This is a genomic window from Clostridium bowmanii (assembly GCF_018861315.1).
In the GTDB taxonomy this organism is placed as follows: domain Bacteria; phylum Bacillota; class Clostridia; order Clostridiales; family Clostridiaceae; genus Clostridium_AD; species Clostridium_AD bowmanii.
Genome location: NZ_JAHLDL010000043.1, coordinates 17,863 through 32,590 on the forward strand (window position 1 = coordinate 17,863; position 14,728 = coordinate 32,590).

Annotated in this window: 18 protein-coding genes; all 18 read right to left on the reverse strand. The window is 29.7% G+C overall.

Annotated elements, in window-relative coordinates; all coding sequences use genetic code 11:
• Positions 1-255: 255 nt before the first annotated feature.
• Positions 256-1,293, reverse strand: coding sequence for a S66 family peptidase (locus KPL51_RS20335; RefSeq protein ID WP_216165746.1), 1,038 nt, complete (start codon positions 1,291-1,293; stop codon positions 256-258).
• Positions 1,294-1,400: 107 nt separating this feature from the next.
• A complete protein-coding gene (locus tag KPL51_RS20340; protein ID WP_216165748.1) occupies positions 1,401-1,883 on the reverse strand; it encodes an NUDIX hydrolase in 483 nt (160 codons plus the stop codon).
• A gap of 156 nt (positions 1,884-2,039) precedes the next feature.
• The gene (locus KPL51_RS20345) at positions 2,040-2,621 is read right to left on the reverse strand and encodes a class I SAM-dependent methyltransferase (RefSeq protein ID WP_216165750.1); all 582 of its coding nucleotides are present in this window, start codon (positions 2,619-2,621) and stop codon (positions 2,040-2,042) included.
• Positions 2,622-2,655: 34 nt separating this feature from the next.
• Positions 2,656-3,171, reverse strand: coding sequence for a GNAT family N-acetyltransferase (locus KPL51_RS20350; RefSeq protein ID WP_216165752.1), 516 nt, complete (start codon positions 3,169-3,171; stop codon positions 2,656-2,658).
• 67 nt (positions 3,172-3,238) lie between these two features.
• Positions 3,239-3,949 (reverse strand): alpha/beta fold hydrolase, encoded by a 711-nt coding sequence (locus KPL51_RS20355; RefSeq protein ID WP_216165754.1) that lies wholly within the window; start codon positions 3,947-3,949, stop codon positions 3,239-3,241.
• An 86-nt stretch (positions 3,950-4,035) separates the two neighbouring features.
• Positions 4,036-4,812: a GNAT family N-acetyltransferase gene (locus KPL51_RS20360; protein ID WP_216165756.1), complete on the reverse strand. Its 777-nt coding sequence runs from the start codon at positions 4,810-4,812 to the stop codon at positions 4,036-4,038.
• 413 nt (positions 4,813-5,225) lie between these two features.
• Positions 5,226-5,945, reverse strand: coding sequence for a metallophosphoesterase family protein (locus tag KPL51_RS20365; protein ID WP_216165758.1), 720 nt, complete (start codon positions 5,943-5,945; stop codon positions 5,226-5,228).
• Between the two features lie 62 nt (positions 5,946-6,007).
• A complete protein-coding gene (locus tag KPL51_RS20370; protein WP_216165760.1) occupies positions 6,008-6,745 on the reverse strand; it encodes a Type 1 glutamine amidotransferase-like domain-containing protein in 738 nt (245 codons plus the stop codon).
• A 17-nt stretch (positions 6,746-6,762) separates the two neighbouring features.
• A complete protein-coding gene (locus KPL51_RS20375) occupies positions 6,763-7,329 on the reverse strand; it encodes an HD domain-containing protein (RefSeq protein ID WP_216165762.1) in 567 nt (188 codons plus the stop codon).
• A gap of 758 nt (positions 7,330-8,087) precedes the next feature.
• The gene (locus KPL51_RS20380) at positions 8,088-8,513 is read right to left on the reverse strand and encodes a methyltransferase domain-containing protein (protein WP_216165764.1); all 426 of its coding nucleotides are present in this window, start codon (positions 8,511-8,513) and stop codon (positions 8,088-8,090) included.
• Positions 8,514-8,562: 49 nt separating this feature from the next.
• A complete protein-coding gene (locus KPL51_RS20385) occupies positions 8,563-9,147 on the reverse strand; it encodes an NUDIX hydrolase (protein ID WP_216165766.1) in 585 nt (194 codons plus the stop codon).
• Between the two features lie 99 nt (positions 9,148-9,246).
• Complete coding sequence (locus KPL51_RS20395) at positions 9,247-9,786, reverse strand: CDP-alcohol phosphatidyltransferase family protein (protein ID WP_216165770.1); 540 nt, start codon at positions 9,784-9,786, stop codon at positions 9,247-9,249.
• Between the two features lie 78 nt (positions 9,787-9,864).
• Complete coding sequence (locus tag KPL51_RS20400; protein ID WP_216165772.1) at positions 9,865-10,635, reverse strand: nucleoside phosphorylase; 771 nt, start codon at positions 10,633-10,635, stop codon at positions 9,865-9,867.
• 206 nt (positions 10,636-10,841) lie between these two features.
• Positions 10,842-11,507 carry a class I SAM-dependent methyltransferase gene (locus KPL51_RS20405; RefSeq protein WP_216165774.1) on the reverse strand — a complete coding sequence of 222 codons (666 nt, stop codon included), beginning with the start codon at positions 11,505-11,507 and terminating at the stop codon, positions 10,842-10,844.
• Between the two features lie 90 nt (positions 11,508-11,597).
• Positions 11,598-12,344 carry an alpha/beta fold hydrolase gene (locus tag KPL51_RS20410; protein WP_216165776.1) on the reverse strand — a complete coding sequence of 249 codons (747 nt, stop codon included), beginning with the start codon at positions 12,342-12,344 and terminating at the stop codon, positions 11,598-11,600.
• A 22-nt stretch (positions 12,345-12,366) separates the two neighbouring features.
• Complete coding sequence (locus tag KPL51_RS20415; RefSeq protein ID WP_216165778.1) at positions 12,367-12,753, reverse strand: carboxymuconolactone decarboxylase family protein; 387 nt, start codon at positions 12,751-12,753, stop codon at positions 12,367-12,369.
• Between the two features lie 146 nt (positions 12,754-12,899).
• Positions 12,900-13,373 (reverse strand): GNAT family N-acetyltransferase, encoded by a 474-nt coding sequence (locus KPL51_RS20420; protein WP_216165780.1) that lies wholly within the window; start codon positions 13,371-13,373, stop codon positions 12,900-12,902.
• 155 nt (positions 13,374-13,528) lie between these two features.
• A complete protein-coding gene (locus KPL51_RS20425; RefSeq protein ID WP_216165782.1) occupies positions 13,529-14,614 on the reverse strand; it encodes a serine hydrolase domain-containing protein in 1,086 nt (361 codons plus the stop codon).
• Positions 14,615-14,728 lie beyond the last annotated feature (114 nt).

Sequence of the window (14,728 nt, forward strand, 5' to 3'; positions counted from 1 at the left end):
ACCAGTCATAACTAATATTTTTTTTTGCAAAATTAGATATAATTTAAACTCCTTAGGGTAAATTACTGAACAATCGCTCATCTTTATTTCCTCCTCGTGAATAATAAAATATAATTGTTTAAATATCACATATATGCAATTAGTAGGAGAGGTATTATAATACAAAATGTTAGTAAAGTTTTAGTTATAACATTTTCTATTTATAGCAATCCTCCGACAACTGCATCTGTTAATGAATCTACATATTAATTACACTTATCTTACACCTGAGTCCAAAATACTAAAACTTTTCTTGCTGCAATCAATTTCTCCTATAGCACCATAAGGGATAGTTATCATAGGTGCAGTATGTCCAAAATTCATATTAAACATAATAGGCAAATCAATTAATTTAAGCTCATCTCTTACCACATTTAAAATAACTTTTTTATATTCCTCATAATACAAATTATCATATGGCTTTCCAAATATTATTCCATTAGCCTTTTGTAAAATTCCTTGAGAACCATAATTACGTAACCAATATTCAAAATACTTCGGATCCGGTTTTTCTTCAGAAGTTTCAAAGAAAATAATAGAATTAGCCCATAAATCATTACATGGCCAGAGGTCTGTTCCTTTGATCATTTCGAGTACTTCAATACAACCACCAATTAAGTGTCCCGTTGAAGTTCCCGTGCCTTGTAAAAGCTCATAGCCAATACTCGCTTGCGTATTTCTTTCCATTAATTTATTTTTCTCATCCCAGGGTAAACGTTCACTTGTCCAAATCGATGATGAATCAATATTACCTATGATAGAGTTATTAAATAATGCTTTTTCTAACCAATGTTTTGTATAATCTAACATTTTAACATTCTCAGCAAATTCTGCTAATATGGAAGCACCATAAAAGCTTGAAATACCAGCTTTTAAACAGATCATATGAGTAATAGTTGAATCTGAGTATCCTATAAAAATCTTAGGATTATTCCTTATAATATCAAAATCAATAAATGGAAGCATCCTTACACTTTCATCCCCACCAATACATGAAAATATTGCTTTTATTGATTTATCTTTAAATGCTAGCATTAAATCTTCAGCTCTTTTTTCAGGATGATTATGAATAAATTCTGTTCCACTGAGGGTATGAGGCATTTCAATGACATCTAATCCGAATTCTTCTTGAAGTCGCTTCTTGCCAATATTATATCTCCATAAAATATTATTATCTCCTGCACCACCCCAAGACAAACTAACAGTAGCCACTTTATCACCTCGTTTTAAACGAGATGGTTTTATTAAATCCATTGTATCTCCTCCTTGCTTTTTTCTCTTTTCTTTCCTTTCATCAAGTCACTTTAGTTACAATTTATTAGCTATAATTGAAACCAAATTAAAGTAATTTGCACCCTATATTAATCTTTTATTTCTACCACATGTTCTATTACTTGTGGTAATTGCAGAATATTTTTTTTTATAAATAAGGGGTATATATTTAAATCGTTAATTTTCTCTATATCTTTCCAATAAAAAGAAAGATCATGTTCTCCGTTTTCTTTAAGGATAAACTCATTTCCTTTATTTGTTAATTTGTCATCAATCATATCTAATAAATAATAAAAACAGATTTCGTGAAACCTCTCATCAGAAGTTTCTTCTTGGAAGAAATTTTCATTAACCCACAACAATCGATTAATTTTAATATTAACATGTAATTCTTCCCTTACTTCTCTACTAATTGCATTCTCGCTTAATTCATTCATTTTAACTCGTCCACCTGGAATATAAAAATATGGTGAACACGCATCTTTCATAATTAATAATTTATTATTGTGGACTATAATACCTGCTACTCTATAATTAAATCTTCCTTCATCAGTTTTAAATGAAATATCCATAGTTGAATCTCCTTATTTAATAATTTATTTGTATATTATAAATAAATCAGATCTATTACCTTCTATTTAGGTTGTTATAGTATAAGCACAAGTTACACCATTTCGAATCTTCAGTTAATTCCTAATAAAATCTCATCTATTATAATTCCGTCGTGATTACCTTTTACAACTAAAATAGAAAAAATCATAATCTCTTACTATTAATTCTCTAAACTCATATTTTTTTATAAGTGTGCATAGTGTATCATCATTAGGAATTGCTTCCCTCCCCAAAGTATATCCTATTCTTTTATGATGTTCTTTTAGTTCTTTACGAGTTTTTGTATGGACTATTGCAAAAGTCCCTCCAATTTTCAAATGTTTCTTAGCATTTGAAAATACTATATTTAAGTTTTCAAAATGTGGTATGCTATTAAATATTAAAATATAATCAAATTTTTCTTCTAAGTCCATATCTTTATCAAAATCATCACATATAGTTTTTACTTCAGGATATAGAAGCTCTAGTTCTTTCAACATATTTTCTGATATATCTAAGGCAACATAATTACTTAACCTCATATTTTTTAAAACTGTGTATAATACTCCTGTTCCTGATGCAACATCGAGTACAGATTGTCCCTCTGATATTCCTAATAAATTTATAGCTTTATTTATAATGACACCTTTTTCCTCAGGTATTTCTTTCCATTTTTCACATGTATTATTAAAGTATTCTCTTTGATTTTCGATAGTCATAATTATTCTCCTGTCTCATGATTTTAATCAATATTTAAATCCCTATCCAGTATCTTTGAGTTATTTCTCCCTCATCAGGTACTTCATTTTCTAGAACACCACCATTTTTTATAATCGTTTTAGCAGAACCTAAATTGTATTTGTCACAAGTAATCAAAGCCTTATTGATTCCAAGTTTCTTCGCTATAGGTAAAGCCATAGATAACATCAATGATGCATATCCTTTTTTTCTCTCTGAGGGACGAACACCATAACCAATATGTCCACCAAAATTTAATAAATAGTCATTTAGATAATGTCTAATATTTACTGCACCAATAATCTTTTTATTATCTAGTACTAAAAAGTAGGTGTGTGCAGGCACTAAGTGCGGTGGACAGGTATCCACAGTTTCAATTTTATACGTATAATCCAACCATGTTTTATAATCCATGTCTTGTAATCTTGTTGCATATGGTACAATTGCCTCACCATTTTTTTCCCATTCATTGATAAAACTTAAATGCTGTTCTTCCATTTCCATACTAGCCCTTAATAATTCTAGTTTCATATCTATTCCCCCCATCATTGCATTTTTTTAATATTATTTTTGCTAAAAAGAATACTGCATTTAAAAATTAATTAAGAAATTCATCTGTAATTTTAATGATTTGATCATTATATACTATATTAAAATGATTAGTTTTTTTTATCATTTTTAAAAAAGAGCCTTTTATATTTCTATGCATATTAAATGTATGCTCCTCATAAATAAGATCATTTTCAGCACAAAGCACAAGTGTTGGTTTTATTATTTTCTTTAAATCACTTTCCGAAATACCCATATCATCCACCATCAAGTCATATTTCCATTTTTGTGTTTTGATTGAATTGAAGTGTTTTGAAAAAGGTATTAATAAAATTATCAAGAACTTTAATATATTTCTAAGCCATTTTTTAACACCTTCTACTTTATAATTACCTGAAATAATGACTAATTTATCAATCAATTGAGGATACTTTTTGGCTATCATTAATGCAATATTCGCTCCATCACTATAACCGACAATACGTATATTGGAGAACTTTTTTTTGAGGCAAAATGAAATGATATCATCTGCAAATAAATCAATAGAATATGGGACTTCTCCAGGTTCACTTGAACCGTGCCCCCTACTATCAACTGCAACAACTTTGTATTTTTCAGCAAAATACTCATACATGTTAACGAAAATATCACTATCCAAGCTATTACCGTGTAAAAATAATAAAACATCACCTTTACCTTTTTCATGATAGCTTAATGTTATATCATCGATATTTAACTGCTTACTATCATCTAATTCCATAAAAGTCACCTCTTAATTCTATATAATCCAATGTCAATTCTACATTCAGTAAATTTGTATTCTATTAAAGTCATTAAAGATTGGAATTAAATTAAATCAAAGAATAGTTCCGTCTTTTCTCCTGCTTTTTTAAAACCACATTTTTTATACATTCCTTTTGCAGTATCTCCACTATCAGTTATAAGATAAACAAATTCAACACAATGTTGTATTGCCTCTTCTAATAAGTGTTTAATTACAGAATTTCCAAATCCTTTTCTTTGATAACTCTTTAATATATCAAAATTTTCTATTTTAGCAATACTATTATTCAACATAAATTCGCATTTGCAAATAGATATACCATTATAATCACAAACATATAAATCTAAATTCGAATTAATTTGTTTATAAACCTCTGATTTCCTATATATTCTTTTCCTTGTAAATTCAGTCCCCATAGCTGATTGATTAGCTAAAATATCAACTTCTATGCCTTTTTTTAATGTTTTTTCTGATAATGCTTTGGTTAAAACACACTCATCATTTCCAGTTAAATATTCACCCATATGAGGATCAATATACATATAATCATATTTTGTCACTTGTGGAATTACAGGCAAATTATTAATAAAATCATTCTCAATAGCAAAATTAAACTCTATTCTTAAGAAATTTGCGTTTTCAGCCTTCCTTTTTTCTAACTCATAAAGAATTATCTTTCCAAACCTATCTTTACAAATACTGTTTTTGATTAGTGTAAAATTGTGCATATACATGTCCTGCAAATTATTATCGTAGGACCTTATTATCTCATTATCTTCATAGTTTTCGGAGAATTTCTTTGTGTATACTATATCAGTGCTTGTAAATTTACTAAACATATTTACCAACTCCATTTCCTTTCAATACTCAATTCTAATGCTTCCTAACCTATTCATTAAATTTAGGTGATAATATACACTTAAATACATGTTTGGGCTCCTTGGCTGCTACATCGAACTGCAAACTACAGTTACTAGAAGCATCAACTGTTTTCAAAATTTTAGTTTCAATAACTAAGCCTAATATCTATATTGTTACTAATACCTATATGTCTCTTATTAATGTGGTGAGTATTGATTTTCTTTTATCATTCCTTAAACTATGGTATATTTCATCTGGGTTATAGTCAGATTGTATTTCCTAAATACCCACTTGCACCTACGATCATTATTTTCATAATTGTATTCCTTTCTTAAATGAATATTAATAAGTACTTAAATAAATGTGGTTTATCTTACTAATATGCTAATGTTCATTTACCTCTATATATTGCTGTTTTTAATTCATTAATATATTCTTTTTTTTCTGGCATATCTGTTAATTCGGCCTGTTCAATAGCTAAGTCTATGTCATATGGTACTCTAACAAGAGATATTGCAAATGATGATTTATATTCATCATTAAGTTTACCTTCAATTATTCCATAAGAAGCTTGAGGAATTTCAAGTGGATTACCAACACTTCCAACATTAAAGATAGTTTTTCCATCAAAATTATCTATATGAGCACCATGTATATCCCCATATCCAACTACATCTGCGTCAATATTAAGAGTTGGTGTTCCTTCAAATAATTTCATCCGTTCACTTTGCTTCGTTGAGAGGTAAACTCTATGAAATAGATCGTTTGGGGAAGCATGACATAGTCTTAATAGTTTTCCACTTATATAAAACTCTTTATATATTGGTAGCTGTTTCATATATTTTAATCTTTCAACTCCTAATTTGCTCTGATGCCACTTTACAGCTTCATTATCATTTATTTCAGTCATATAATAATCCCAATTGCCTTTAATTACTACTTCACAATGTTGTCTAATTTTATCTACTACTTCTGCTGAACTAGGACCTTTTCCAGCTAAATCTCCAAGACAAAAAATAGACTTAATATTTCTACTCTTAATATCTATTAATACAGCCTCTAATGCTGACATATTTCCATGAATATCTGATATTATTGCAATTCTTTCCATACTTAGCTCCTTATTTTTCATTTCACTATTTCGATCCTGATAACTTGCTTGAATATTGTGGACTAAAAAGTCTTATAAAAATTTTCTAATGACTCATATGATTCAATATTAGTTAATTCTTCAGTTATAAGAACGTTATTTTTATTAAATATCTTATATGCTTTTGCATTTTTATCTGATTTTAATATTCTAAATTTATCATCAAGTACCTCTAAAGCACAATTATTATCAATCCCAATCCCTAAAATATCATTATGTTTTAACATACTTGTGAAACCCTCGCCTCTACTACCTTCATTAAAATGCGGGCAATGAAATCCTTTTAATAAACCTAAGGCCTCTAACTTAATAAAATTTTTACACTCGTCCCCTTCACTGGACACATCACTATATCCATAATCAAACCAACAAATTGAACCAGCACTAAGTCCACAAAGGATTGTTTCTCCCTTATATGCCTGCTTTAGGTAATAATCAACTTTATTCTCTTTCCAAATTTTTAGCATGCCTTTTGTATCTCCTCCACCAACATATATTATGTCAGAAGAAAATATCTTTTCCTTTATTTCATCTTCAGTAATATTGCTGTTTATAAGACACAATGCATCGGTATGGCATCCTAACATTTCACCATAGACCTTATTAAACGTTTCAATATATGTTGTTGCGTCATTACTCGCAGTTGGTATAAATAATGCTCTTGGTTTTTCTTTATTGGTAGATTTTACGATATATTTATCTATTTCAAAAGTTTGGAGCTGTCCAAGATCTCCTCCACCAATTGTTATAATTCTTCCCATTAATTAACCACCTTTATTTAATTAATTACTTCAATTACACTTTCATACTTATATTTAAATAATTTCTTGCTTTTTTCACTCATCTTATTCCAATCTCTATTTATCTTCCCATTTATGTATTGAATGCCTTCTTCCATTTCCATATTCAGTTCTTTATAAACAAGATAAAATAATGAACCTATCTGTTCTATATGAGCCATTGCATCCGCATCAGCTACACAAATTTCTTCAACACTATCTTTAATATTGTTAATGCTCCCTCTGTGATTTAAAATGCATTTTTTTACTTTTTCTATTCCAACCTCTGAATAATTATATTTTCTAAGTATTTCTTCGGCTTCTATAGCTCCATATACATGGTGATCCTTTGTTTTTGAATCATCTCGTATTCCGGCAAGATCATGTAACAGTGTTGCGATAATGACTATCTCTTCTTCTGCATTATATAATGCAGCTAATTTGCTTGAGATTTTAAGCATAGGTTTTATGTGGTGGGACCAAATTCCATATCCATATTTATTGCTTTTAGATTTACAAGCATTTTCTACAAGTTCTGTTAACTCGTCTATTAAAATATTATCCATTCGAATTATTCTCCTTTAATGCTGAAATATTGTTTAATATCAATATAAAACAAATATTTGATATTGCTAGCCTATATATAGATTATAAGTCATAAATTTACACATTGCTATAAAAAAGTAGTCCGCTGAACAAGGCGGACAATTTTTGTTATTTAAAGAAAAGGATATTACCTACTCTCTTGTATCTCCACCTGCTGAAATAACACTCACAGTATTTTTCTTTTTCTGCTTAAAATCGTTGTATTTTCGTATGCACCTTCGAACAAAAAAATAGCTGTAATCTGCTTGCTAAGCTTAAAAATTGCCCGTAAATATTAAAGTCTAATTTAGGAGGTAATCATTTTGGAGAATAATAACGCATGTAGTAAATGTGGTTCCATAGAAAGATAATAGGGTAAAATATTTGGAATAGCAAGTCTACAGTCATTAGATTCAAGACCTAGATTAGGTGGTTCCGAACTTATCGTTGAATTTTGTGGTGAAGTAACAAGCATATAAGTAAAAAATCCATCTGCAATTAAATAATCTAATAGGTTGCTGATACATGATAAAAAGGCTCTGTTTTGAACCTTTTTTATTTTCACTTCATTTTTTAAAGTGTAGAATATCATAAACATTATAAATTTTATTTGCAATTCCAAGTCTTTGAGCAGTTGTCTCATGTTATCCATTAAGTGTTTTAATTTCTTGACAGAAATTATAATATGAATTATTTTATGTATTGAAAACTACTGATAGTGCATTCTCTCTTATTTCATTTAGTTCACTTGCATCAGAAACCCATTACAGGTTTTCATAAATCCTATATACTCATCAATTGTATATCTTTGAGACCATGGGAATCTATGTACTATAGTTTCTTTGAAACAACCACTTGATTTTATTTCCTCTATATGATATGTAATACGTTCCTCACAAGATGCTTCAGACTGTAAAAGAAACATTCCCGTTTCATTAAGTTCAGTGTCAATTGTCTCATTATAGGTTAAATATAGATTCCAAAACAATCCAATATCTCCCTTAGGTTTTAATGCACTTGCACACTTTAGAAAGCCTATAGGCTTTGGAACCCAATGAAAGGCTTGAGCTGAAATTGCTAAATCAAAATATTCCTTCTTCTCCTCCCAATCTTCTAAACGACATGTACAATATTCAACCAAGCCAGTAGGTTCAAATTTTTTCAATGCTACTGCAGCTAAGAATTCTCACTTTATATATATTGTTTCATATAATCTAGTCACTGTTGTTGTTGTTGTTGTTAGTTTGTTTGGCCCTATTAATTAGCTTGTTATATAAATAAACATCTCTCACATCAAAAAAATCTTCAGTAAATCTATCCACAGAAAACCAGCTAACATCGCTATTTTCATCTTCTTTTACTATGAGAACTTCCTTTTCACTTGCGATAAGAATGTATGCTATAGAAAGATGTAAGTGTGCACTAACATACTTATTTCTTCTTACATGCCCATAGACAGGAAGAATATCTATAGATACAATATTTTTTGTAAGAGCTGTCACCGCATTTATACCTGTTTCTTCTTTTGCCTCTTTAACTGCAACATGTAAAAAATCTGTGTCTCCATCTACATGTCCTCCAGTCCAGGCCCAAGTATTTCGAATATTGTGGTGAACCATTAGCACTTTATCCATTGCTTTGTTCATTATAAATCCTGAACTTGTAATATGTGCAAATTTATTTTCTCTTGACAAAATGTTTTGTGGAAACTCTTCTATATAATCAAGAATTATCTTTTTATCTTGGCCTTCTTGTTCATTGTTTGGGTTAAATTTAATAATTTGTTTTTTATAATCCAAAAATGTGCCTCCCTTAATTTTTTTTATAACATAAATTCCATTGGTGTATATAAAATCCCATGAATATCTTGTTGTATATCCAAATCACTAAATCCTATTTCATGGTAAAAAGATATAGAATAGGCTTTTCTTGTTTGCTCGAAATTCATTTGATGATAGATGGATAAATAATTCTTCAATAGCAGAAATACTAGCAACTACACAAATCATATATATCAGCACATCTAATGGGATAAAAGTAAGTGATATTGGGAACGTAAACAATATAATCCCTGTAATTTTGTTCCCATAAGTATGAAGTATCCCAAACGTTTTATACTTTACAAATACCACTATAATTGATACTACTCTAATTATTCCAATGATAACTACCCAAACAATGATTTTAACTGTTAGATTGATAATTGGATATAGTACAATTATCAATATCATAATCATTATCAAATCTGCAACTGAATCAAGTTTTTCTCCCAATTGACTTGTAGTGTTAGTTTTGCGTGCTATATATCCATCAAAAACATCGCTAATTCCACAAATAAGATAGATTACAAAAAAAGTTATACTTAATGGTTTTGTTAAAGCCAATGCAGGAGCAAGAAATGCTCTGGAAATTGAAATATAATTTGCTATTGACTTCATTACTCCCCCCCAATTATAAAACCGTTTACTACAAAATGAATTTCTATTATCTATACCGTCTCATTAAAAATGGTTGCATCATAATTTCGAACAAATCTTTATTGATAAATCAACTAAATTCTCTCTTATATCTTTTCTTCCGTTCCATAATCTTTCATCCCATTCATCACCACTTAAATCATCGCCGCAATATAATATTTGACCTAATGCGACATTTCTAAATTTAGCTACAGCAAAGAAGGCAGCCGCTTCCATTTCAACTGTTACACATCCTTCAGATATTCTTAATGATACCTTCTCTTTTGTTTCTCTATATAATGCATCAGTAGTCCAAGTTTTAGCCTTAAGATATTTTATACCATCTTTATTAAATTCTCTTTCTATTACTTCCACAATCTCTTTATTGCATTCAACCTCTCTTGAAGGTTCAATATAATGATAAGACACCCCTTCATCTCTTACTGCAGATGTTGGTATAATCAAGTGACCCACTGCAATATCCTTTTGTAAAACACCCGCTCCACCACAAACAATGAACTTTTTACATCCAAAAGCTATTAATTCTTCAAGCAATGCAGCTGAACCTGCAGATCCAAGAAAACCCAATACAAGTGCAACTCTTTTTCCATTATACATTGTTTCATAAATTGGAATATCCAAAGTTTCAGAATGAATAGTCTCAACTTGTTTTAGCTGTCCATTATTATTTTTCATTTCAATAATATCTCTAAAAAACGATATAACACAGCATTCAGCCATATCTATTGATTTTATGAAATTCAAAGGTTCAATAACAGCACTGCTACATGAATCAAACTCAAGTATAGGATATTGTCTTTGCTCTAACATTATTATCACTCCATTCATTTACTTAAATTTTAATAACTAACCTTTAACCATTAAGTGTTTTTATATTTATTAAACAAAGTTATTATTAGTAATAGTTAATACTCCAGCGCAATGAGCTATGAGTTGCATATGTGTTAATTATGTACGTTTATTAAGCAGGTTGGAGCTAATCATAAGCATCAGAAACAAAAGTAACAATATTAATCTCATTTGATAGCAATAACTACAGCAGCTTTAATTATATGTTCATTACCCTTTATATCTCCAAAATGATAAGCTTTATCTTTGATATTAATGTTTTTATATCTACTAAACATTGAATTAAGCTCTTCTTTTGAGGTATAAAAATGTGGTATTTCTTCTTCACCTGGTCTTCCTCCCATAAAGGTGTTTTGTTCAATTTCTTTTCCAATGCCATAAGTACTATCCTCAATGGTAACAAAATCTGTAACAATAGTTTCATCCTTCTTAAGAACTCTGAATATCTCGTCAATTCCTTTCTGCACATCAATTTTAGTTCCATGACCTTGAACCCATATACATAAAACTGCATCGAAGCTATTGTTATCGTAGGTCATTTTATACATATCTTCGATTCTATAATCTATATTTGTAAAGCCAAGATTTTCAGTGTGTTTCTTTGTAATTTCAATACCTGTCTTAGATATGTCACATGCTGATACTTTAAATCCTCTACTAGCAAGATATATGGTATTTCTGCCGGTTCCACAACCCAAGTCTAATACACTCTTATACTTGGCTTGTTGAAAGTAATCTACAGCTTCAACTACCGTATCTAACAAATCAACTTGAACTTTACCTTGTTCTAAATATACCTTGCATGATAAGGTATAAAAAGTATCGAAAATCATCCTCTGAACAAAATTTTCATCACAAACATGCTCTAATTAAAGATACTTGCTCCACTAAGTAGAATGTAATAATCTTTTCTTCACAATAAACTATTTATAAAAAAACTGTTGTAACAGAGTAATGTATTTGTCTGGATACATTAAACTGATTTCGCCATGTCCACTTTTTTCAATTGCTTTTAAAACATTATTTTTTATGGTTTCGTGCAGTAACGATGCAGATTTTTTCATTACTGATAATTCTTTTCCACCAACTAATATTAATGTTTTTGCTTTTGTATTGCATAAGGATTCAGGCATTGGATAGTTTCCATTACTTATAGTAAAATTAATTAGTGATTCTTTTGTCATTCGTGAACTTTCCTCGTAATAGGTCTCAAATAATTCAGCTGGAACGTTCAATGTTTTAGCCTGTAGTTTTGAAAACCATCTTTTTTTAATTAACCTATAGCACATATTATACACTGGAACAGTTAATGCGATAGCCATTTTTATAGGATAAACCAATGCACTTTCTATAACTGCATTCTCGGTAATATCAGCTTCTTCGGATAATATTTCAACAACGATTTGAGCACCAATAGACAGACCACAAATTGCGAAAACTTTTCCGTCACAACTTCCTTTTATGTATTTAATAACCTGCTTTGCAGAATCTTTTATGCTTAAAAAAGTGGTATCACAATCATCACCATGCCCATCAATAATCGGAGTAATGATATAAAAATCCTCCTTTAATGCTTCAATTTGTGGTTTCCAGGACCACCATGACAATCCGCCGCCATGAATAAAAATAATAACTGGCATGTTTTTATTGCCAAACTCTTTAAATAACATATTTAGCCTCCACTCATATTTCTCATAAATTACTTTTCTCCCTTGTGTCTAAGTTCATTTCATTAAACCTTTTCTCTGCTGCTTTTATTGCCTCGACACCTGTTTTGCATAACACATTAATACCTTTAACAATAGTTACAATTACAAATGCTTCTGCTAGCCCTTCCATTGTTAAACCTGTTGCTACAGCATGTGTCTTTGCCCCACTTACTTCATCATCCAAACTATCCAATATTGTAAAAATTAGTTCGCTTGTTTTTTTAGGTAAATGCCCTTGTTGAATAGATTGACGCATCCCCAAATATCCTTTTAGTGCATCTGGGGAATATTTAGAGAGTACTTCCGCAAAAGGTGGATTCCATTTCAATTCGTCCCTATAATAATCAAGTATACTTTCTGAATCATTCATAACTAAAATTAACCTCCCTGATTTAAAATATAATATTCTTTATCACACAAATGCAATTGTAATTTATAATTTTAAATAATATCATTTACAAAAGGGTTGCAGCAGCTGTTGCATTTTTATAATTACTATCTATATCATCAATACAATCATATTTTCTCTTCTTTTAATTTCATCATTAAACATTCAGTTATTCCTTCTCTATACAAGCTAGGTATAATACCAATTTCTATATATCCAATTTTTTCATACAATATTTTGGCATCTGTATTAAAATCTGCAACCACTAGAAATAGTTTTGTATAATCTCTAAAGCAAATATCCTCAAAGAACTCTAATAGTTTTTTTCCTATTCCAAGTTTGCGATTTTCTTTCTTGACTGCAATAATATGGAGATATGGAAATGAATGAAATGCCCCTTCTATAATAAACCATATGAACCCATTACAATTATGATTAATATCTAAGGCAACATATATCTCTTTCTTATTAAATCCATCCTCCAATGCCCTTCTAGCACTTCCTTTTTCTGAAAAATATCTTAATCCTAGTTCGGAATTTAATAATATATCTTCACAATCATTTATATAATCCATTCTACCCTTTATTATATTTATTCCCATATGACACCCCTTGCTTTAATTTTCATTAGCATTTAATACGATTTTCTAGCCAATCGACTATCCATATAATACTGAACAAATGAGAAACTCGGTTTAAAAATTTTCAAAACTAAAATCCTTTTGAATCTACCATTTATATATCCTCCATTGTTAAATTAAATTAATGGCAATTGATTTTCAATTTTTCTGTGCATCTGCCATACGTTACAATCTTGATTGAACATAGTTTGATTACTCATAATTATAATGGTTACATCAATATCTGGATAATATGAAAGCATTGCGCCTACACCATCGTTTAAGCCCTCTTTACGCATACAGAATACATGACTATCAATTTCTACAAATTCAAAGGCATACCCTTTTCTTATTATTGCATTAATTGGAGGTTGTCCGCACTTAAAAGGCTGGGCGAATTCACAATGAGGTGAAAATATCATATTAGTATATTCTTTTTCTAATAATACATTAGCTTTTAGTTTTCTGATAAAAATATCAAGGTCAATTACTGTTGTATATGCTCCCGAATCTGGAGACCCAATAGGTGGATAAGAGTATATATTTTTACTCCATTTAATAAAATCTTTGTTTTTATCATAACTTCCAATATATCCTTCTGCTATATCTGTATTCACTTCATCCATAGCACAAAATTTTGTATTTAACATACCACTAGGCACAAAAATATTATTTGTGACAAAACTTCTATAATCCATCCCAGTTATTTTTTCTATTGCTAAACCTAATAAAACAAAAGCACAATTATTATATCTAACATTAGTACCTGCCTTAAAAATAGGTTCTTTATATGCAAATTGAGGAAGAAAATCACATGTATTTCGTATAGAATAATTCGGTTTATTTATGAATAAATCAGAATAATTTTCGCCTGCTTCTTCGTCTGCATCATCAGCGATTCCAGACGTATGAGTAAGCAAATTATAGATACTTACATCTTCTGGAATTGCAGTCCCCTTTAAATTAATAATGTCAGTGATTTTGTCTTCAAAATGTAATAACCCTTTCTGGATTAAAATCAAAATGGCCGTTGCAGTAAAAACTTTGGTGATAGATGCTGTATCAAACATAGTATTAAGTTTATTTGGAATATTAAAACCTCTATGTGCAAATCCATATGCTTGTGAAAAAATTACATCATTTCCCTGTTTCACAAGACAAGTACCCGAAAAATTATGTTCTTTACTGAAATCATCACATATCTTCTGAATTTTTTCTTTCATCACTTTGCCTCCTAAACTATTTAGATAGTGTAAACACTATCTTTGTTTTATTTATTTAAATCCTTGTATTTGCAAGGCTTCAAGCTACCTTTATAACAAAAAAACAATGACCCC